Annotated in this window: 23 protein-coding genes; 4 read left to right on the forward strand and 19 right to left on the reverse strand. The window is 70.4% G+C overall.

The window, feature by feature from the left end; all coding sequences use genetic code 11:
• Positions 1-86 precede the first annotated feature (86 nt).
• The 14 genes from rpsQ to gdhA all read right to left on the reverse strand — a co-directional run bounded on the left by rpsQ (position 87) and on the right by gdhA (position 9,046).
• The gene (rpsQ, locus tag ACFXMG_RS15630; protein ID WP_024755411.1) at positions 87-368 is read right to left on the reverse strand and encodes a 30S ribosomal protein S17; all 282 of its coding nucleotides are present in this window, start codon (positions 366-368) and stop codon (positions 87-89) included.
• Positions 368-592, reverse strand: a complete 225-nt coding sequence (gene rpmC, locus ACFXMG_RS15635; RefSeq protein WP_030494258.1) for a 50S ribosomal protein L29 — start codon at positions 590-592, stop codon at positions 368-370. The genes rpsQ and rpmC overlap by 1 nt, the downstream gene beginning before the upstream one ends.
• Positions 592-1,011, reverse strand: a complete 420-nt coding sequence (gene rplP / locus ACFXMG_RS15640) for a 50S ribosomal protein L16 (protein ID WP_015035580.1) — start codon at positions 1,009-1,011, stop codon at positions 592-594. The genes rpmC and rplP overlap by 1 nt, the downstream gene beginning before the upstream one ends.
• A 5-nt stretch (positions 1,012-1,016) precedes the next feature.
• Entirely contained in the window at positions 1,017-1,847 is an 831-nt protein-coding gene (gene rpsC, locus ACFXMG_RS15645) for a 30S ribosomal protein S3 (RefSeq protein WP_030759375.1), read from the reverse strand.
• Positions 1,847-2,194: a 50S ribosomal protein L22 gene (rplV, locus tag ACFXMG_RS15650; RefSeq protein ID WP_383826898.1), complete on the reverse strand. Its 348-nt coding sequence runs from the start codon at positions 2,192-2,194 to the stop codon at positions 1,847-1,849. Before rplV ends, rpsC begins: the two co-directional genes overlap by 1 nt.
• Before the next feature lie 44 nt (positions 2,195-2,238).
• A complete protein-coding gene (gene rpsS / locus ACFXMG_RS15655; RefSeq protein ID WP_043230274.1) occupies positions 2,239-2,520 on the reverse strand; it encodes a 30S ribosomal protein S19 in 282 nt (93 codons plus the stop codon).
• Positions 2,521-2,532: 12 nt separating this feature from the next.
• Positions 2,533-3,369 (reverse strand): 50S ribosomal protein L2, encoded by an 837-nt coding sequence (gene rplB / locus ACFXMG_RS15660; protein WP_362468554.1) that lies wholly within the window; start codon positions 3,367-3,369, stop codon positions 2,533-2,535.
• A 39-nt stretch (positions 3,370-3,408) separates the two neighbouring features.
• Positions 3,409-3,726: a 50S ribosomal protein L23 gene (gene rplW / locus ACFXMG_RS15665; RefSeq protein ID WP_030759382.1), complete on the reverse strand. Its 318-nt coding sequence runs from the start codon at positions 3,724-3,726 to the stop codon at positions 3,409-3,411.
• Positions 3,726-4,376, reverse strand: coding sequence for a 50S ribosomal protein L4 (gene rplD, locus ACFXMG_RS15670; protein ID WP_383826895.1), 651 nt, complete (start codon positions 4,374-4,376; stop codon positions 3,726-3,728). Before rplD ends, rplW begins: the two co-directional genes overlap by 1 nt.
• A 4-nt stretch (positions 4,377-4,380) precedes the next feature.
• Positions 4,381-5,025, reverse strand: a complete 645-nt coding sequence (gene rplC / locus ACFXMG_RS15675) for a 50S ribosomal protein L3 (protein ID WP_043230269.1) — start codon at positions 5,023-5,025, stop codon at positions 4,381-4,383.
• Between the two features lie 11 nt (positions 5,026-5,036).
• The gene (rpsJ, locus tag ACFXMG_RS15680; RefSeq protein WP_003948644.1) at positions 5,037-5,345 is read right to left on the reverse strand and encodes a 30S ribosomal protein S10; all 309 of its coding nucleotides are present in this window, start codon (positions 5,343-5,345) and stop codon (positions 5,037-5,039) included.
• A 404-nt stretch (positions 5,346-5,749) separates the two neighbouring features.
• The gene (locus tag ACFXMG_RS15685) at positions 5,750-6,964 is read right to left on the reverse strand and encodes an RNA polymerase sigma factor (protein WP_383826891.1); all 1,215 of its coding nucleotides are present in this window, start codon (positions 6,962-6,964) and stop codon (positions 5,750-5,752) included.
• A gap of 140 nt (positions 6,965-7,104) precedes the next feature.
• Entirely contained in the window at positions 7,105-7,467 is a 363-nt protein-coding gene (locus ACFXMG_RS15690) for a YciI family protein (protein ID WP_383830991.1), read from the reverse strand.
• A gap of 133 nt (positions 7,468-7,600) precedes the next feature.
• Positions 7,601-9,046 (reverse strand): NADP-specific glutamate dehydrogenase, encoded by a 1,446-nt coding sequence (gdhA, locus tag ACFXMG_RS15695; RefSeq protein WP_383830988.1) that lies wholly within the window; start codon positions 9,044-9,046, stop codon positions 7,601-7,603.
• 242 nt (positions 9,047-9,288) lie between these two features.
• On the opposite strand from gdhA, the gene ACFXMG_RS15700 reads away from it, so the two are divergent.
• Positions 9,289-11,226: a PIG-L family deacetylase gene (locus ACFXMG_RS15700; RefSeq protein WP_383830985.1), complete on the forward strand. Its 1,938-nt coding sequence runs from the start codon at positions 9,289-9,291 to the stop codon at positions 11,224-11,226.
• 116 nt (positions 11,227-11,342) lie between these two features.
• Here the strand turns inward: ACFXMG_RS15700 and tuf are convergent, their stop codons facing one another.
• From tuf to ACFXMG_RS15725, 5 genes are all read right to left on the reverse strand, one after another.
• Positions 11,343-12,536, reverse strand: coding sequence for an elongation factor Tu (gene tuf / locus ACFXMG_RS15705; protein WP_383823233.1), 1,194 nt, complete (start codon positions 12,534-12,536; stop codon positions 11,343-11,345).
• 161 nt (positions 12,537-12,697) lie between these two features.
• The gene (fusA, locus tag ACFXMG_RS15710; RefSeq protein ID WP_383823230.1) at positions 12,698-14,824 is read right to left on the reverse strand and encodes an elongation factor G; all 2,127 of its coding nucleotides are present in this window, start codon (positions 14,822-14,824) and stop codon (positions 12,698-12,700) included.
• Positions 14,825-14,863: 39 nt separating this feature from the next.
• Complete coding sequence (gene rpsG / locus ACFXMG_RS15715; RefSeq protein WP_351110852.1) at positions 14,864-15,334, reverse strand: 30S ribosomal protein S7; 471 nt, start codon at positions 15,332-15,334, stop codon at positions 14,864-14,866.
• Positions 15,335-15,336: 2 nt separating this feature from the next.
• Positions 15,337-15,708 (reverse strand): 30S ribosomal protein S12, encoded by a 372-nt coding sequence (rpsL, locus tag ACFXMG_RS15720; RefSeq protein ID WP_003948652.1) that lies wholly within the window; start codon positions 15,706-15,708, stop codon positions 15,337-15,339.
• 355 nt (positions 15,709-16,063) lie between these two features.
• Positions 16,064-16,519 (reverse strand): helix-turn-helix domain-containing protein, encoded by a 456-nt coding sequence (locus tag ACFXMG_RS15725; RefSeq protein ID WP_383823227.1) that lies wholly within the window; start codon positions 16,517-16,519, stop codon positions 16,064-16,066.
• Positions 16,520-16,769: 250 nt separating this feature from the next.
• On the opposite strand from ACFXMG_RS15725, the gene ACFXMG_RS15730 reads away from it, so the two are divergent.
• From ACFXMG_RS15730 to ACFXMG_RS15740, 3 genes are all read left to right on the forward strand, one after another.
• Positions 16,770-17,186, forward strand: a complete 417-nt coding sequence (locus ACFXMG_RS15730) for a WhiB family transcriptional regulator (RefSeq protein WP_383823224.1) — start codon at positions 16,770-16,772, stop codon at positions 17,184-17,186.
• A 404-nt stretch (positions 17,187-17,590) separates the two neighbouring features.
• The gene (locus tag ACFXMG_RS15735) at positions 17,591-18,280 is read left to right on the forward strand and encodes a hypothetical protein (RefSeq protein WP_383823240.1); all 690 of its coding nucleotides are present in this window, start codon (positions 17,591-17,593) and stop codon (positions 18,278-18,280) included.
• Positions 18,274-18,477 carry a hypothetical protein gene (locus ACFXMG_RS15740; protein ID WP_383823222.1) on the forward strand — a complete coding sequence of 68 codons (204 nt, stop codon included), beginning with the start codon at positions 18,274-18,276 and terminating at the stop codon, positions 18,475-18,477. Before ACFXMG_RS15735 ends, ACFXMG_RS15740 begins: the two co-directional genes overlap by 7 nt.
• Positions 18,478-18,535: the final 58 nt, after the last annotated feature.

The following is an 18,535-nucleotide window of genomic DNA, read 5'->3' on the forward strand; positions in this document are numbered from 1 at the left end:
GCCGGTTCCCGGCGGGGGACGCTGGTCGATCAGCGTCCCCCGCCGAGCCTGGCGGAACTGTTCCTAGGGGGTCCCCCTAGGAGGGATTACTTGGCCTTCTCGAGGATCTCGACGACGCGCCAGTGCTTCGTCGACGACAGCTTCCGGGTCTCCATCAGGAGGACGCGGTCGCCGATGCCGGCAGCGTTCTGCTCGTCGTGAGCCTTGAGCTTGTTGGTACGGCGGATGACCTTGCCGTACAGCGCGTGCTTGACGCGGTCCTCGACGGCGACGACGACGGTCTTGTCCATCTTGTCGCTGACGACCAGGCCCTCGCGGACCTTGCGAGCGTTGCGCTCGGTCTTCTCAGTCACGTTGCTCTCGCTCATCAGGCGTTCTCCACCGTCTCAATGCCGAGCTCACGCTCTCGCATGAGGGTGTAGATCCGGGCGATGTCCTTACGGACCGCCCGCAGGCGACCGTGGTTCTCGAGCTGACCCGTCGCCGCCTGGAAGCGGAGGTTGAACAGCTCTTCCTTGGCCTCGCGGAGCTTGGCGACAAGCTCCTCGTTGCCCAGCTCGCGCAGCTCGGACGCCTTGGTACCGGCCGACATCACAGCTCACCTGCCTCGCGCTTAACGATCTTGCACTTCATCGGCAGCTTGTGAGCCGCACGAGTCAGAGCCTCACGCGCGATCTTCTCGTTCGGGTAGGACAGCTCGAACATCACCCGACCGGGCTTGACGTTCGCGATCCACCACTCCGGAGAACCCTTACCGGAACCCATGCGGGTCTCGGCAGGCTTCTTCGTGAGCGGGCGGTCCGGGTAGATGTTGATCCAGACCTTGCCGCCACGCTTGATGTGGCGGGTCATCGCGATACGCGCGGCCTCGATCTGACGGTTGGTCACGTACGCCGGCGTGAGGGCCTGAATGCCGTACTCGCCGAACGCGACCTGCGTGCCACCCTTGCTCATGCCCGAGCGCTTGGGGTGGTGCTGCTTGCGGTGCTTGACCCTACGGGGGATCAGCATGTCGGTCAGGCCTCCGTTCCGGTGCTCTCAGCAGCCGGAGCGGCGGCGGCCTCGGCCTTGGGGGCCTCGGCGGCGGGAGCCTGCTGCGGCTTGCGACCGCGACCGCCACGCTCGCCACCGCGGCCACCGCGGCCGGCCGGACGGTCAGCGCCGCCACGGGCCGGGCGGTTGCCCGCGCGGGCAGCAGCGTTCTCGGCGCGGACCTCGGCGATGTTCTTGACGTCGCCCTTGTAGATCCAGACCTTCACGCCGATGCGGCCGAAGGTCGTCTTGGCCTCGAAGAAGCCGTACTCGACGTTCGCGCGCAGCGTGTGCAGCGGCACACGACCCTCGCGGTAGAACTCCGAGCGGGACATCTCGGCGCCGCCGAGACGGCCACCACACTGGATCTTGATGCCCTTGGCGCCGGCCTTCATGGCGGACTGCATGCTCTTACGCATGGCCCGACGGAAGGAGACGCGGGAGGAGAGCTGCTCGGCGACGGCCTGGGCCACCAGCTGAGCGTCCACCTCGGGGTTCTTGACCTCGAGGATGTTCAGCTGGACCTGCTTGCCGGTCAGCTTCTCCAGCTGGCCACGGATCTTGTCGGCCTCGGCGCCACGGCGACCGATGACAATGCCCGGACGAGCGGTGTGGATGTCGACGCGGACGCGGTCGCGGGTGCGCTCGATCTCAACCTTCGAGATGCCGGCGCGCTCCATGCCGGACGTCAGCATCCGGCGGATGGCGACGTCTTCCTTGACGTAGTCCTTGTACAGCTTGTCGGCGTACCAGCGGGACTTGAAGTCCGTGGTGATGCCGAGCCGGAACCCATGCGGGTTAACCTTCTGGCCCATTACCGGGTTCCTTCCTTGCTGCTGACGACCACGGTGATGTGGCTGGTCCGCTTGCGGATCCGGTAGGCACGGCCCTGGGCACGCGGACGGAACCGCTTCAGGGTCGGGCCCTCGTCGACGAACGCCTCGCTGATGAACAGCGAGTTGGCGTCCGTGTGGTCGTAGTTGTGCGCGGCGTTGGCAATGGCGCTGTCGAGCACCTTGCCGACCGGCACGGAGGCTGCCTGCGGAGCGAATCGCAGAACAGCCTGAGCCTCCGTGGCGTCCATGCCACGGATCAGGTCCACCACGCGGCGGGCCTTCATGGGCGTGACGCGGATGTACCGCGCCTGGGCCCTGGCTTCCATGGTTGTCCCTCTCAGTTACTTACGTGTCTGAATGCGATCCGCTACTAGCGGCGCTTCGACTTCCGGTCGTCCTTGACGTGGCCCCGGAAGGTACGCGTCGGCGAGAACTCGCCGAGCTTGTGACCGACCATCGACTCGGTGACGAACACCGGGACGTGGGTCTTGCCGTTGTGCACCGCGATCGTGTGCCCGAGCATCGCCGGGATGATCATGGAGCGACGGGACCAGGTCTTGATGACGTTCTTGGTACCGGCCTCGTTCTGAGCGTCCACCTTCTTGATGAGGTGGCCGTCGACGAAGGGTCCCTTCTTGAGACTGCGCGGCATCTAAACCCGCTCCTAGCGCTTCTTGTTCGTCTTGCGGCGGCGGACGATGTACTTGCTCGAAGCCTTCTTCGGCGAGCGAGTACGACCCTCCTTCTGACCCCACGGGGAGACCGGGTGGCGACCACCGGAGGTCTTGCCCTCACCACCACCGTGCGGGTGGTCGACCGGGTTCATCGCCACACCGCGAACGGTCGGACGAACGCCCAGCCAGCGCTTGCGGCCGGCCTTGCCCCAGTTGATGTTCGACTGCTCGGCGTTGCCGACCTCGCCGATGGTGGCGCGGCAGCGGGCGTCGACCAGACGGATCTCGCCGGACGGCATGCGGAGGTGGGCCATGGTGCCCTCCTTCGCAAGCAGCTGCACGGAGGCGCCGGCGGAGCGGGCGAACTTGGCACCGCCACCGGGACGGAGCTCGATCGCGTGGATCGTGGTACCGACCGGGATGTTGCGGAGAGCCAGGTTGTTGCCGGGCTTGATGTCCGCGCCCGGGCCGTTCTCGACGCGGTCACCCTGCGTCAGACCCTTGGGAGCGATGATGTAGCGCTTCTCGCCGTCCGCGTAGTGGAGCAGCGCGATGCGCGCGGTGCGGTTCGGGTCGTACTCGATGTGAGCGACCTTGGCCGGCACGCCGTCCTTGTCGTGACGACGGAAGTCGATCACGCGGTAGGCGCGCTTGTGTCCACCACCCTGGTGGCGAACGGTGATCCGGCCGGTGTTGTTACGGCCGCCCTTGCTGTGCAGGGGGCGGACCAGCGACTTCTCCGGCGTGGACCGCGTGATCTCGACGAAGTCGGCTACGGAGGAGCCACGACGGCCCGGCGTAGTCGGCTTGTACTTGCGGATACCCATTTCTCAGTCCTCGTCCGATATCGGACGACTCGACCGCCGTCAGGCGGTCGGGCCGCCGAAGATGTCGATTCGGTTGCCCTCAGCAAGGGTCACGATGGCGCGCTTGGTGTTGGCGCGCTTGCCGAAACCGGTGCGGGTGCGCTTGCGCTTGCCCTGGCGGTTGATCGTGTTGACCCCGGTGACCTTGACCGAGAAGACCGCTTCGACGGCCTGCTTGATCTGGGTCTTGTTGGAGCCGGGCGCGACGATGAACGTGTACTTGTTCTCGTCGAGCAGGGCGTAGCTCTTCTCGGAGACAACCGGCTTGACGAGGACGTCGCGCGGGTCCGTGAAGGTCTTGCTGGTGATCTCGGCCATCAGGCTTCGTTCCCCTCGTTGTCGTCGGCCTTGGGGCCAGACACGAAGGACTCGAGGGCGGCCTGGGTGAAGACCACGTCGTCGGATCGCATCACGTCGTACGTGTTCAGCTGGCCCGGCTCCAGGATGTGCACCTGGGGCAGGTTGCGGGCGGACAGCCACGCGGCCTCGTCGGCGCGCTCGACGACCAGGAGCAGGCTCTTGCGCTCCGAGATCTTGCCGAACAGCGTCTTGGCGGCCTTGGTGGAGACCGCACCCTCGACCACGCCGGAGACGACGTGGATGCGGGAGTGGTTCGCCCGGTCGGAGAGGGCACCGCGGAGGGCGGCGACCTTCATCTTCTTCGGGGTCCGCTGCGAGTAGTCACGCGGCACGGGACCGTGCACGACGCCACCACCGGCGAACTGCGGGGCGCGGGTCGAACCCTGACGGGCGCGGCCGGTGCCCTTCTGGCGGTAAGGCTTCTTGCCACCACCGCGGACCTCGCCACGCGTCTTGACCTTGTGCGTGCCCTGACGGGCGGCGGCCAGCTGCGCGACGACGACCTGGTGGATCAGCGGGACGCTGATCTTGGCTTCGAAGATCTCGGCCGGGAGCTCGACGGTCCCGGTCTTGTCGCCGGAAGGCGACAGAATGTCAATGGTGCTCATATCCTCAGGCCCCCTTGGCCGCGGTGCGGACCAGGACGAGGCCGCCGTTCGGACCAGGAACCGCGCCCTTGATGAGCAGCAGGCCCTTCTCCGCGTCAACGGCGTGAACGGTCAGGTTCTGGGTGGTCACGCGCTCGTTGCCCATGCGGCCGGCCATGCGCATGCCCTTGAAGACGCGGCCCGGGGTGGCGCAGCCACCGATCGAACCCGGCTTGCGGTGCACGCGGTGGGCACCGTGGGATGCCTTGCCACCACGGAAGTTGTGGCGCTTCATGACACCGGCGAAGCCCTTGCCCTTGCTCTTGCCGGTCACGTCGACCTTGATGCCCGCCTCGAAGACCTCGGCGGTGATCTCCTGGCCGAGGGTGTACTCGCTGGCGTCAGCGGTACGCAGCTCGACGAGGTGACGGCGCGGGGTGACGTCGGCCTTGGCGAAGTGGCCCTTGAGGGGCTTGTTCACCTTGCGCGGGTCGATCTCGCCGAAGGCGATCTGGACCGACTCGTAGCCGTCGACGTCGTTCGTACGCACCTGGGTCACGACATTCGGGCCGGCCTTGACGACGGTCACCGGGACGACCCGGTTGTTCTCGTCCCAGACCTGCGTCATGCCGAGCTTCTCGCCCAGGATGCCCTTGATGTTCTTAGCCATCTCGCGCGCCCTCAGAGCTTGATCTCGATGTCGACACCGGCCGGCAGGTCGAGACGCATGAGCGAGTCGACGGTCTTCGGCGTGGGGTCGAGAATGTCGATGAGGCGCTTGTGCGTGCGCATCTCGAAGTGCTCGCGCGAGTCCTTGTACTTGTGCGGCGACTTGATGACGCAGTACACGTTCTTCTCAGTGGGCAGCGGCACCGGGCCCGCGACCGACGCACCAGTGCGGGTCACCGTCTCGACGATCTTCTTCGCCGAGGAGTCGATGACCTCGTGGTCGTAGGCCTTGAGCCGGATGCGGATCTTCTGTCCCGCCATGGCTACTCCGTAGTCCTGTCTTGTCTTAACGCTCCGGAACCCGGCGGGTTCGCGTCTTCCTCCGACCCACGCGGTCGGGCGTGTCGCACTCCCTCTACGAAGAAGTCCCGAAGGATTTCCCAACCAAGGGGGTGCGGCCGAAGACCGCGGAACGGGGGTGAACACCCACCGGGCGCCTGGCTGGTACCCCGCTGGCACTTCCCGGAAGATTCCCGTACGTCCGCCCCTGAGAAGGGGCGACGAGTACTGTGGGACTCGCTTCCGGTCCTCCCGACGGGAGGCGCGCAGCATCGGCACTCAACCGAGCAACCCCGCTAGTCTGCCATACCGCCCCTCCGGGCCGCCAATCGGGGCGAAGACTGTACCCCACGTCACGTTCGGGTAAGCGCAGGGGCGGCGGGCCCTCATCCGAGGCGGCGGGCGCGCTCCGTGAGGTGCCGGCGCTCCGGCGCGCTGGTGGTGCGGCGGGCGGCCTCGCGGTAGGCGGTCGCCGCGGCCCCGGGGTCGCCGGACAGCTCCAGCAGATGGGCCCGGGTGGCCAGCAGCCGGTGGTGACGGGCCAGGCGCTTGTCGGCGGCCAGCGTGTCGAGCAGGTCCAGGCCGGCCCGCGGACCCTGCACCATGGCGACGGCCACCGCCCGGTTCAGGGTGACCATCGGGTTGGGGCCCGTCCGCTCCAGGAGCTCGTACAGGGCGAGGATCTGGGGCCAGTCGGTCGTCTCCGCCGACTCCGCCTCGTCGTGCACCGCCGCGATCGCCGCCTGGATCTGGTACGGGCCCACCCGGCCGCGCGGGAGGGTGCGGCTGATCAGGCCGACGCCCTCGGCCAGCAGGGCCGGGTCCCAGCGGGTGCGGTCCTGCTCCGCCAGCGGGACCAGCTCGCCGTGCGGGCCCGTGCGGGCCGGGCGGCGGGCGTCGGTGAGCAGCATCAGGGCCAGCAGGCCCGCCGTCTCGGTGTCCTCGGGGACGAGCCGGTTCAGCAGCCGGGCCAGCCGGATCGCCTCCGTCGACAGCTCCGGCGCGGTCAGCTCGTCGCCGCCGCTCGCGGTGTAGCCCTCGTTGAAGACCAGGTACAGCACGTGCCGGACCTCGGCGAGCCGGGGCGCCCGGTCCTCCCCCTCCGGCAGGGCGAGCGCGTCGCCCGCCGCCCGGACGGTCTGCTTGGCGCGGCTGATCCGCTGCGCCATCGTCGCCTCCGGCACCAGGAACGCGGCGGCGATCTGCGCGGTGGTGAGGCCGCCGACCGCGCGCAGGGTGAGCGCGATCCGGCTGGGCGGCGACAGGTCCCGGTGGCAGCAGAGGAAGAGCAGGGCGAGCGAGTCGTCGCCCGCCTCCTCCCCCGCCTCGTCGGCGGCGGCCGCGAGCAGCTCCGCCGCCGGGGTGGCGAGGGCGACCGTGTCCTCGCGGCGCCGGCGCGCGGCCTCGCTGCGCACCTGGTCGACGTACTTGCGCTGGGCGACGGTCAGCAGCCAGCTCCCCGGCCGCTCGGGCACCCCCTGCTCGGGCCACTGCCGAGCCGCCGCGATCAGCGCCTCCTGGACCGCGTCCTCGCACCCGTAGAAGTCCCCGTGCCGCCGCACCAGCACCCCGAGCACCCGCGGCGCACTGGCCCGCAGCACCGCCTCGAAGCCGACGGACTCGCGGGCCGAACCCGCGCCCGCACCGACCGGGCCCGAGCCGGCCGGCTCTTCGCTCGGCGGGCGCCCGCCGGCCGACGGGCGCCCGTCGGCCGGCGGGACCGCGTGGGAGTGCGGCCCGCTCACACGTCCGCCGCGGACTCGTGGAGGATCGGCCAGAGTTCCACCGGGTCGGTGTCCGCGAAGGGCATGTCGGCGGCGATCTGCTGGGCGCGCTCGGGGGTGTCGCAGTCCAGGAGGTAGAAGCTGGCCAGGTACTCCTTGGTCTCCAGGTAGGGGCCGTCGGTGACGGCGGGAGCGCCGGCCTCGCGGCGTACCAGCTGGGCGGCGGCCGCGTCGGCGAGGCCGTAGGCGCCGATCAGCTCACCGGTCTCCCGGTACTTGCGGTTGAACGCCTCCTGGCGGGCGATCGCCTCGGGCCACGCCTCGGCCGGGAACGCGTCCCACTTGGCCTGGTTCCCGTAGATCATCGCGACGTACTTCATCTCGGGCGTCCTCCCCGTCCCGCGCGCCCCGGTGGCGCGCTGTCACCCTACGGTCGGAGCCGACGGGGAGGTCTCGACATCGCCCGGAAAGATCTTCGGAGAAAGTTCTCTCCGGGCTCGTCGGGGCGGAGCGTCAGATCACGCCCTGCGCCAGCATCGCGTCCGCGACCCGCTCGAATCCGGCGATGTTGGCGCCGGTGACGTAGTCGCCGGGGGCGCCGTACCGCTCGGCGGTCTCGTGGCAGGTGCGGTGGATGTCCGTCATGATCCCCGCCAGCTCCTCCTCGACCCGGGCCGCGGACCAGGACGTACGGGAGTGGTTCTGGGCCATCTCCAGGGCGCTGACCGCGACCCCGCCCGCGTTGGCCGCCTTGCCGGGGCCGAAGGCGACGCCGGCCCGCTGGAGCAGGTGGACGGCCTCGGCGGTGGTGGGCATGTTGGCGCCCTCGGCGACCGCCTTCACGCCGTTGCGCACCAGCGCGGCGGCGTCGTTCTCGTCCAGCTCGTTCTGCGTCGCCGACGGCAGGGCGACGTCGGCCGGGACCTCCCAGACCCGGCCGCCGGGCACGAAGCGGGCGGAGGCGCCGCGCCGCTCGGCGTAGTCGGCGACCCGACCGCGCTCGACCTCCTTGATCTGCTTGAGCAGGTCGAGGTCGATGCCCTTGTCGTCGTAGACGTAGCCGCTGGAGTCGGAGCAGGTCAGCGGGTTGGCGCCGAGGGCGAGGAGCTTCTCGATCGTATACAGCGCCACGTTCCCGGAGCCGGAGACGACGGCGCTCTGCCCCTCCAGGTCCTCACCGCGCTCGCGGAGCATGGCGGCGGCGAAGAGCACGCTGCCGTAGCCGGTGGCCTCGGGGCGGATCGCGGAGCCGCCCCAGCCGGTGCCCTTGCCGGTGAGGACGCCGGCCTCCCAGCGGTTGGTGATGCGCCGGTACTGGCCGAAGAGGTAGCCGATCTCTCGCCCGCCGACGCCGATGTCACCGGCGGGGACGTCGGTGTGCTCGCCGAGGTGGCGGTACAGCTCGGTCATGAAGGACTGGCAGAAGCGCATGACCTCGGCGTCGCTGCGGCCGTGCGGGTCGAAGTCGCTGCCGCCCTTGCCGCCGCCGATGCCGAGGCCGGTGAGGGCGTTCTTGAAGATCTGCTCGAAGCCGAGGAACTTGACGATGCCGAGGTTCACCGAGGGGTGGAAGCGCAGACCGCCCTTGTAGGGGCCCAGCGCGCTGTTGAACTCGACGCGGTAGCCGCGGTTGACGTGCACGCGGCCCCGGTCGTCCTGCCACGGCACCCGGAAGATGATCTGGCGCTCGGGCTCGACGAGCCGCTCCAGGAGGCCGGGCTCGGCGTACTCGGGGCGGGCGGCGAGCACCGGCGCGAGGCTGTCGAGGACCTCGTGGACGGCCTGGTGGAACTCGGGCTGGGCCGGGTTGCGGTGCTCGATCTCGACGCGCAGGGCGTCGAGCGCGGACCGGGCGGCGGTGGTCTCGGCGATGGGCTGGGACGGCACGGAGTACCCCCTTCTGGCGCGGCTGCGCGCACCAGGGAAGCGGTGCGGGGCTCGGCGCCGTTGCCGAGCCATTGACGGGCGGCGTCCTCGCGCGCCCCCGCACCTGTTGGGACCGCCGCAGGCCCCACTGTTACATCCAGGTGAATGCACGCACCAGTAAGCATTCACGTCCGTCCCGGCATGCGAGACGGCGGCGGACTCCCGCCGGGCGGGCAACCCCGGCCCCGCGGAGGGCGTCTAGCCAGGGACCGATCCAGGGGGAAGGGCCGTCCGCCGTGCACATACCGTCCCGCCGTACGCTGCTGGCCGCCGCCGTGACCACGGCATTGGCCACGGGCTGTTCCGTACCCGCTCCTCGGCGGAGCTCCCCGGCGGCGGACCCGGCGCCGGGCAAGCCCTTCGCGGGCGGGGAGCCGGGGCGGGCGCTGCTGCTCCAGATCGTCGCGCACCCGGACGACGACCTGTACTTCATGAACCCGGACGCGCAGCGGCTGCTCGACGACGGGGTGCCGGTGGTCTCCGTCTACGTGACGGCCGGCGAGCACCACGGCGTCAACCGGATCGCGGGGATGCCGAGGACGCCCCCGGACCGGGCCGCGTACTCCTCCGCACGCCGCCAGGGCCTGCGGCAGAGCTACGCGGCGGCGCTGGGTCTGCCGCTCTTCGCGCCCTGGCGGCGCGAGGCGCTGGCGCTCGGCGGCGGCCGGACGGCCGAGCGGGCGGTCCTGGCGCACGGCGGGCGCCGGGTGGAGCTGGTCTTCCTCGACCTGCCCATGCACACCCCGCGCCGGTACATGGCGCTGCCCGCGCTGTGGGAGGACCGGGGCCTGGAGCTGTCCGCGCACCGCTCGGCGGGCTCGCCGGCCGCGCGCCCGGGGCCGTACGACCACGAGGGTCTGGTGGCGGCCCTGACCGGGCTGCTGCGGCGCTACCGGCCGACCGTGGTGCACACCCTGGACCCGGACCCGGATGCGCAGCCGGGCGACGAGGCGACCCGCCGCCGGAACTCCGAGCAGCCGGGCTTCTCGGACCACGGGGACCACACGGCGGCGGCCTGTTTCGGCTGGGCGGCGCTGGTGCGCTGGGTGGCGGAGGAGGTACGCGGCGGGGCGCCGGTCCCGGTCTTCACGGCGACCGCCTTCCGCGGCTACTACAACCGGCACTGGCCGAAGAACCTGCCGCCCGGGGTGCTGGCGGGCAAGGCGGCCCGGCTCGTGCCGTACGGCGGCGATCCGTCGTGGGCGTGCGGGAACCCCTCGGGGTGCGGCGACTACGGCGTCGGCGGCGACCGGCCGCTGACCAACCGCAAGGGCTGGGTCCGCTCCACCCACCACCGCTGGCCGGGCGCCGCCCCTGCGCTCGCCGAGGAGCCGGACGGGCGGCTCGCTGCCTACGGGGTGCTGGGGCTGCGCGCGGTGCGCCGGCGGGAGACGGCGCCCGGGGTGTGGGGCGGGCCCGAGGACCTGGGCGGCGGCCCGCTGGCGCCCGCCCTGGGTTCGGCGGTGCTGCCGGACGGGCGGGTGCTGCTCTTCGGGGTGCGGTTCGCGGCCCTGGAAGGGCGCGGCGGGCCGAACCGGCGGGAGGTGGTCCTGCTGGAGCAGCGCTCCCCCGGCGGCCCGTTCCTGGCCTGGCGGGGGCTCGGCACCCCGGACCGCGGGGCGGACCGCAGCCGCCGCCTCGGCGCGCCGGTGGCGATGGCGGCCCCGGACGGGCGGGTCCGGCTGTACGTGCGGAACGCGGCGAGGGGCGTCGCCGAGCGGGTCCGCGAGCCGGACGGCGCGTGGGGCCCGTGGCGGGCGCTGCCGGGGGACGCGGTGGTGCAGGACGGCCTCGCCGTCTCGCTGGACGCGGCGGGGCGCACCCACCTGTACGCGGCGGGCACGGAGTCCGTACGGCACTGGGTGGACGGCCGGGAGGCGCCGGGGCGGCTGCCGCTGTCGGGTTCGACGGTGGCGAGCGCGGGCGGCGGGCTCTACCACCGGGCGCCGGCCTCGGCGCGGCTGGTGGGCCCGGACGGCGCCGACGCGGGCCTGGACGGCTACGGGGAGGTGCGGGCGGCGCGCTCGGCCGCGCTGGGCACGGTGCTGCTGGGGGCGGACGCCGAGGGGCGGCTGTGCGTCCGGGCCGGCGGGAGGCTGCGTACGCGCGCACAGGGCCCGGCGGCGGTGGCGGCGGCGCTCCACGTGGGCGCGCGCGGGGTGACGGTGGTGGGGCTCGGCGCGGACGGGCGGCTCTGGTCCTGGAGGCCGTAGAGCCCCCCGGCCGCGCCGAAGAACCGCTCCGGGAACGCGAGAAGGCCCCGCACCTCTCGGTGCGGGGCCTTCCCTCACTGCTAGCAGCTCGTGCGAGCTACCAGGTCAGTTCAAGATCAGGCGTTGATCTTGACGACCTGGCCGGCGCCGACGGTCCGGCCACCCTCACGGATGGCGAACTTGAGGCCCTCCTCCATGGCGATGGGCTGGATCAGCTCAACGCTCATGGCGGTGTTGTCGCCCGGCATGACCATCTCGGTGCCCTCGGGGAGGGTCACGACGCCGGTCACGTCCGTGGTACGGAAGTAGAACTGCGGGCGGTAGTTGTTGAAGAACGGGGTGTGACGGCCACCCTCGTCCTTCGACAGGATGTACGCCTGGGCCTCGAAGGAGGTGTGCGGCGTGACCGAGCCGGGCTTGATGATGACCTGGCCGCGCTCGACATCCTCGCGCTTGATGCCACGGAGGAGCAGACCGACGTTCTCACCGGCCTGGCCCTCGTCGAGCAGCTTGCGGAACATCTCGATACCGGTGACCGTGGTGGTGGTCTTCTCGGTCTTGATGCCGATGATGTCGACGGTCTCGTTGACCTTGAGGATGCCGCGCTCGATACGACCGGTGACGACGGTGCCACGACCGGTGATCGTGAAGACGTCCTCGATCGGCATCAGGAACGGCTTGTCGACGTCACGCTCGGGCTGCGGGATGGACTCGTCCACGGCCTTCATGAGGCCGAGGAGCTTCTCGCCCCACTCCTTGTCGCCCTCGAGCGCCTTGAGCGCCGAGACGCGGACGACCGGAAGGTCGTCGCCCGGGAACTCGTACTCGGAGAGGAGCTCACGGACCTCGAGCTCGACGAGCTCCAGGATCTCCTCGTCGTCCACCATGTCGGCCTTGTTCAGGGCGACGACGATGTACGGAACGCCGACCTGGCGGGCCAGGAGCACGTGCTCCTTGGTCTGCGGCATCGGGCCGTCGGTGGCGGCGACCACGAGGATGGCGCCGTCCATCTGCGCGGCACCGGTGATCATGTTCTTGATGTAGTCCGCGTGACCGGGGCAGTCGACGTGCGCGTAGTGACGCGACTCGGTCTGGTACTCGACGTGCGCGATCGAGATCGTGATACCGCGCTGGCGCTCCTCGGGAGCCTTGTCGATCTGGTCGAAGGCCGAGGCCTCGTTCAGGTCCGGGTACGCGTCGTGCAGCACCTTGGTAATGGCGGCCGTGAGGGTCGTCTTACCGTGGTCGATGTGACCGATGGTGCCGATGTTGACGTGCGGCTTAGTCCGCTCGAACTTCGCCTTCGCCACTGGGGTCCTCCTGTGGAGTGGTTCTGAACGCCTTGCTTCATCGGCGCCAGGTGATCTTTGCTGGGGTGCCGCCCGGCAGGGGGTATCCCTCTCGGGACGGCCCCCCACCGGTCGGTGTCAAGCCTAAAGCGTGTGGACGCGGTGCGTTGAACGCGGTCGCGTTACTCGCCCTTGGCCTTCGCGATGATCTCCTCGGCGACGTTCCGCGGAACCTCGGCGTAGGAGTCGAACTGCATCGAGTAGCTTGCGCGACCCGAGGTCTTGCTGCGGAGGTCGCCGACGTAGCCGAACATCTCCGACAGGGGCACGAGGCCCTTCACGATGCGGGCACCGTGACGCTCCTCCATGGCCTGGATCTGGCCACGGCGGGAGTTGATGTCGCCGATGACCTCGCCCATGTAGTCCTCGGGCGTGGTGACCTCGACGGCCATCATCGGCTCAAGGAGCACGGGGGAAGCCTTGCGCGCGGCCTCCTTGAAGGCCTGCGAGCCGGCGATCTTGAACGCGAGCTCGGAGGAGTCGACCTCGTGGTAGCCACCGTCGAGAAGGATGACGCGGACGCCAGTCATCTCGTAGCCGGCCAGGATGCCGAACTGCATGGCCTCCTGCGCACCGGCGTCGACCGAAGGGATGTACTCCTTCGGGATGCGGCCACCGGTGACCTTGTTCACGAACTCGTACGACGCCTCGCCGCCCTCGATGGGCTCGATCGCGATCTGCACCTTGGCGAACTGACCGGTACCACCGGTCTGCTTCTTGTGGGTGTAGTCGTGCCGCTCGACGGCCTTGCGGATCGTCTCGCGGTACGCGACCTGCGGCTTGCCGACGTTCGCCTCGACCTTGAACTCGCGACGCATGCGGTCGACGAGGATGTCGAGGTGGAGCTCGCCCATGCCACCGATGATGGTCTGGCCGGTCTCCTCGTCCGAGTGCACCTGGAAGGAGGGGTCCTCCTCCGCGAGACGCTGGATGGCGACACCCAGCTTCTCCTGGTCACCCTTGGACTTGGGCTCGATCGCGACCTGGATGACCGGCGCCGGGAAGTCCATGGACTCCAGGATGACCGGGTTCTTCTCGTCGCACAGCGTCTCACCGGTGGTGGTCTGCTTCAGGCCCATGACGGCGACGATGTCGCCGGCGCCCACCGAGTCGATCTCCTCACGCTTGTTCGCGTGCATGCGGTAGATCTTGCCGATGCGCTCCTTCTTGCCCTTGACGGAGTTCAGCACCGCGGTGCCGGCCTCCAGGCGACCGGAGTAGATCCGGACGAAGGTGAGCTTGCCGAGGTGCGGGTCGCTCGCGATCTTGAACGCGAGGGCGGCCAGCGGCTCGTCGTCGGACGGCTTGCGCCGGACGACGACCTCGGCGTCCTTGACGTCCTGGCCCTCGATGGCCTCGACGTCCAGGGGCGACGGCAGGTAGCGGACGACAGCGTCGAGCAGGGGCTGGACGCCCTTGTTCTTGAACGCGGTGCCACAGAACACGGGGGTGACCGTGGTCTCGCCGCCCTTGCCGGAGGCGATGGTGATACGACGGATCGCCGCGTAGAGCTGCTCCTCGGTGGGCTCGACGCCCTCGAGGAAGAGCTCCATGAGCTCCTCGTCGTTCTCGGCGACGGCCTCGACCAGCTTGGCGCGGTACTCGTCGGCGAGCTCGGCCTTGTCGGCCGGGATGTCGACGATGTCGTACATCTCGCCCTTGGTGGCCTCGGCGGACCAGACGAGGGCCTTCATCTTCACGAGGTCGATGACGCCCTCGAAGTCGGCCTCGGCACCGATCGGGAGCTGCATCACGATCGGGGTGGCGCCGAGGCGGTCCACGATCATGCTGACGCAGCGGAAGAAGTCGGCACCGGTCCGGTCGAGCTTGTTGACGAAGCAGATGCGCGGAACGCCGTAGCGGTCCGCCTGACGCCAGACGGTCTCGGACTGGGGCTCGACGCCGGCCACGCCGTCGAACACGGTCACAGCACCGTCGAGCACGCGCAGCGAACGCTCCACCTCGACGGTGAAGTCGACGTGACCCGGCGTGTCGATGATGTTGATCGTGTGATCGACATTCTCGAGCGGCCAGTGGCAGGTCGTCGCGGCAGACGTGATCGTGATGCCGCGCTCCTGCTCCTGCTCCATCCAGTCCATCGTGGCAGCGCCGTCGTGGACTTCACCGATCTTGTACGAGACACCGGTGTAGAACAGGATCCGCTCGGTGGTGGTCGTCTTGCCCGCGTCGATGTGAGCCATGATGCCGATGTTGCGCACCTTGGCAAGGTCAAGCGAAGTGGTAGCCATATCGGCTCAGTCTTCTCTCGGTCTCGATGGGGGTTGCGACTACCAGCGGTAGTGCGCGAAGGCCTTGTTGGACTCGGCCATCTTGTGCGTGTCCTCGCGCTTCTTGACCGCAGCGCCCAGGCCGTTGGAGGCGTCCAGGAGCTCGTTCATGAGGCGCTCGGTCATGGTCTTCTCGCGGCGGGCGCGGGAGTAGCCGACGAGCCAGCGCAGCGCGAGGGTGGAGGCACGACCGGGCTTGACCTCGATCGGCACCTGGTAGGTGGCGCCACCGACACGGCGGGACTTGACCTCAAGAGCCGGCTTGACGTTCTCGAGGGCGCGCTTCAGCGTGACGACCGGGTCAGCACCGGTCTTCTCGCGCAGGCCCTCCATGGCGCCGTAGACGATGCGCTCAGCGGTGGAGCGCTTGCCGTCGAGCAGGATCTTGTTGATCAGCGACGTGACAAGAGGAGAACCGTAGACCGGGTCGATGATGACCGGGCGCTTCGGGGCGGGGCCCTTACGAGGCATTCTTACTTCTCCTTCTTGGCGCCGTAGCGGCTGCGGGCCTGCTTGCGGTTCTTGACACCCTGGGTGTCGAGGGAGCCGCGGATGATCTTGTAACGAACACCCGGCAGGTCCTTCACACGGCCGCCGCGCACGAGCACGATCGAGTGCTCCTGCAGGTTGTGCCCCTCACCCGGGATGTAGGCCGTGACCTCGATGCCGCTGGTCAGACGCACACGCGCGACCTTACGGAGGGCCGAGTTCGGCTTCTTCGGGGTGGTCGTGAACACACGCGTGCAGACGCCACGGCGCTGGGGCGAACCCTCGAGAGCGGGCGTCTTGTTCTTCTCGACCTTGTCCTGCCGGCCCTTCCGGACCAGCTGCTGGATCGTAGGCACTACTTCTCCGGTTTCTGTGTGCCGTAAGTACTACTAACCTGGAACATTCACCGACCCACGCGGTCGGGCGTGTCGGATCCGGTGGTCCCTCCGCAGAGCGCGGAAAGGGCGCGGATCACGGTGGCCCCTAGCGGACTCGCCGTGCGGTTGTGGACACGCACAGGAGCCCAGGCACACCCCAGGCACAAGGCATGAGCGTACCTACCGCACGGACTGCGGTCAAAAGAAAAGGAAACCACCGGCCCGGCGAGGAAGATCGTCCGGGCCGCCCTTCGGCCCGCGCGGACCGCCCGACCCCGCGGCGGGGGTAGGCCGCGGAGCCGGACCGGACCGCCGGGCGGCCGGGCCGCCGGGGTCAGTCGCGGGCGGTGCGGCGGTGATGGTGGTCGGGGCGGGAGTCCTCGGGTTCGGTGGCCGTGTCGGGCTCCAGGAACTGGCTGACGACCTTGACGAAGACGCCCATGCGCTCGTCGGGGACGCCGAGCCAGCGGGCGAAGTCCTCCATGGTGGGCTGCCAGTCGGTGGGCGGCAGCAGGTCGGCCGCGAGGGGAAGCTCCTCGGGGGTGACCCGGCCGGAGCGGATCAGCATGTCCCGGACGGAGACCCCGAGGAGCGGGGCGATGCGGCGCATGGTCTCCAGGTCGGGCATGCTCTGCCGCTGCAACAGGCGGGTCACCGCGGCCCGGTGCACCCCGGCCTCGTCGGCGATGCGGGACTTGCCGCCGCCGCGCGGACTGTCGATGTCGTATCCGCGCCGCCTCATCAGACCTTCGACCCAGCCGGCGAACTCGTCGAGCCCTTGACTGTTCATGCTCTACCGCTCCCTCATCACATCATCCCCACCCTCCGGGACCCTTACTCTAGCGTGCTTGCGCGCACGGAATTACGTGCTTTCGGGCACGCAATCGTGTCGAATCGATGAAGACCCTCCACATCGTTAGTTGCGAGCTCGCACGCAACATGCGAGTCTGCTGCCCGCCGCACTCGCCGGCCCCTGGACGCCAGGCCCCCCTCGGGGTCCTTCGGCGTGCCGGCGGCCTCGGACCGTGGAGAGAACCGTTTTGTCCCAGCTCGACCCGACCCCATGGCAGGCCGCCGCCGCGTGCGCCGGCCTCTCCCCGTCCGTCGTCTTCGCCCGCCGCGAGCGGCAGGCGGCCCCCGCCCTGCGGGCCTGCGCCGCCTGTCCCGTCCGCCGCGAGTGCGAGGAGGCCGTCGCCCCCGCCGAAAGCTGGTTCGACGGCGTCTGCGCGGGGCGCCTCTGGCGCAACGGCCGCCCCGTGAAGCCCCGCCCGTCCCGGACCCCTGCCTCCCTCCGGACCCCCGCGCCCCTCCGGGCCCCCGCGCCCCTCCGGGCCCCTGCCTCCCTTCGGACCCCCGCGCCCCTCCGGGCCCCCGCCGCCCTCCGGCCGCTCGACGCGAGCGCGGTCGCCGCGCAGCTCGACGCGGCGCTCGTGGCGAGTGTTGGGGAGTCGGCATGACGGGGAGCGCCGGCGGGGCTGGCGGCGAGGCCGGCGGGGCCGCCTCGCGGGACGCCGCGCAGAACGTCGTACGAGACGCTGCGCAGGGCGCCGTACTGAACGCCGCGCAGGACGTCGTACGGGACGCTGCTCAGACCGTCACACAGAGCGTCGTACGAGGCGCCGCACAGACCGTCGCACAGGACGTCGTACGAGGCGCCGCACAGACCGTCGCACAGGACGTCGTACGAGGCGCCGCACAGACCGTGACGCAGGACGTCGTACGAGGCGCCGCACAGACCGTGACGCAGGACGTCGTACGAGGCGCCGCACAGACCGTGACGCAGGACGTCGTACGAGGCGCTGCGCAGACCGTCGCACAGGACGTCGTACGAGGCGCCGCGCAGGCCGTCGCGCAGGATGTCGTGCTCTGGGCCGGGGCGCTCGTTCGTCAGTTTCCCGAGCTTGCCGAGGAGTTGGCGCCCGGGCGTCGCTCGCCTGCCGGGGCCGCGCCCGCCGCCCCGCACCCCGGGGACCGCGAACTGCTTCGCCAGGAACGGCGCGAGGCGCTGCTCCTGGAGCAGCGGCACGGGCTCACCGTGCCGGGGCACGGGGCCGCCCCGATCCGGCTGCACGTCTCCGACTGCATCCGGGACGTCACCGACGGCGTGGTCGAGCTGGAGGAGGCCGTGTGCGCCCGCCTCGGGCTGCCCCGGCCGCCCCGGGCCGGGGTGACCGACCGGCTGCGCCGGGTCGTCGGGCTCCTCGACGGCATCGCCGCGCACCCGGACCTCGCCCGTCACGTGCGGGACGAGATCCGGCGGATGGCCCGCCGGTGCGCCCGCACCCTGGGCGAGGCGGAGACCGTGGTGCGGGTGGCCGGCCGCTGCCCCTGGTGCGACTCGGTCTCGCTGCGCGCCTTCCCGGACCGCCGGGCGGTGCTCTGCGTGAACCCCGCCTGCGTGTGCGCCGATCCGGTGTGCGGCTGCCAGGACGACCCCGCCTACCGGCACCTGTGGCGGGAGGACGAGTGGCGTGAACTGGCCGACGCCTCCGGAGCCCGTACGGACGAGATCGAGGCGGCGATGGACGACACGAAGGAGACCTCATGCTGAGCTCGCCCCACCTGCCGGCCCTGATCCCGGGACCGCTCGCCGCCGAGGAGGCGGGGGTCGCGCCCTCGACCATCCGCAAGTGGGTCCAGCTGGGCCACCTGCGGGCCGCGGGCCGGGCGGGCCGGGCCCAGCTCTTCCGCCTGGAGGACGTCTTCGCGGCGGAGCGGGCGGCCCGCCGCCGCCCCCGCACCGCCTGATCGCACAGCCGCAAGACGAAGCGCCCCGTGTCCGTCATCGGACACGGGGCGCTTCGTC

It is taken from the genome of Streptomyces sp. NPDC059201 (genome assembly GCF_042754585.1).
In the GTDB taxonomy this organism is placed as follows: Bacteria; Actinomycetota; Actinomycetes; order Streptomycetales; family Streptomycetaceae; genus Streptomyces.

Bases quoted from the DNA above. Each gene is read 5' to 3' on its own strand.
- rpsQ (WP_024755411.1), bottom strand. From the start codon at position 368: ATGAGCGAGAGCAACGTGACTGAGAAGACCGAGCGCAACGCTCGCAAG.
- rpmC (WP_030494258.1), bottom strand. From the start codon at position 592: ATGTCGGCCGGTACCAAGGCGTCCGAGCTGCGCGAGCTGGGCAACGAG.
- rplP (WP_015035580.1), bottom strand. From the start codon at position 1,011: ATGCTGATCCCCCGTAGGGTCAAGCACCGCAAGCAGCACCACCCCAAG.
- rpsC (WP_030759375.1), bottom strand. From the start codon at position 1,847: ATGGGCCAGAAGGTTAACCCGCATGGGTTCCGGCTCGGCATCACCACG.
- rplV (WP_383826898.1), bottom strand. From the start codon at position 2,194: ATGGAAGCCAGGGCCCAGGCGCGGTACATCCGCGTCACGCCCATGAAG.
- rpsS (WP_043230274.1), bottom strand. From the start codon at position 2,520: ATGCCGCGCAGTCTCAAGAAGGGACCCTTCGTCGACGGCCACCTCATC.
- rplB (WP_362468554.1), bottom strand. From the start codon at position 3,369: ATGGGTATCCGCAAGTACAAGCCGACTACGCCGGGCCGTCGTGGCTCC.
- rplW (WP_030759382.1), bottom strand. From the start codon at position 3,726: ATGGCCGAGATCACCAGCAAGACCTTCACGGACCCGCGCGACGTCCTC.
- rplD (WP_383826895.1), bottom strand. From the start codon at position 4,376: ATGAGCACCATTGACATTCTGTCGCCTTCCGGCGACAAGACCGGGACC.
- rplC (WP_043230269.1), bottom strand. From the start codon at position 5,025: ATGGCTAAGAACATCAAGGGCATCCTGGGCGAGAAGCTCGGCATGACG.
- rpsJ (WP_003948644.1), bottom strand. From the start codon at position 5,345: ATGGCGGGACAGAAGATCCGCATCCGGCTCAAGGCCTACGACCACGAG.
- ACFXMG_RS15690 (WP_383830991.1), bottom strand. From the start codon at position 7,467: ATGAAGTACGTCGCGATGATCTACGGGAACCAGGCCAAGTGGGACGCG.
- gdhA (WP_383830988.1), bottom strand. From the start codon at position 9,046: ATGGCTCGGCAACGGCGCCGAGCCCCGCACCGCTTCCCTGGTGCGCGC.
- fusA (WP_383823230.1), bottom strand. From the start codon at position 14,824: ATGGCTACCACTTCGCTTGACCTTGCCAAGGTGCGCAACATCGGCATC.
- rpsG (WP_351110852.1), bottom strand. From the start codon at position 15,334: ATGCCTCGTAAGGGCCCCGCCCCGAAGCGCCCGGTCATCATCGACCCG.
- ACFXMG_RS15725 (WP_383823227.1), bottom strand. From the start codon at position 16,519: ATGAACAGTCAAGGGCTCGACGAGTTCGCCGGCTGGGTCGAAGGTCTG.
- ACFXMG_RS15740 (WP_383823222.1), top strand. From the start codon at position 18,274: ATGCTGAGCTCGCCCCACCTGCCGGCCCTGATCCCGGGACCGCTCGCC.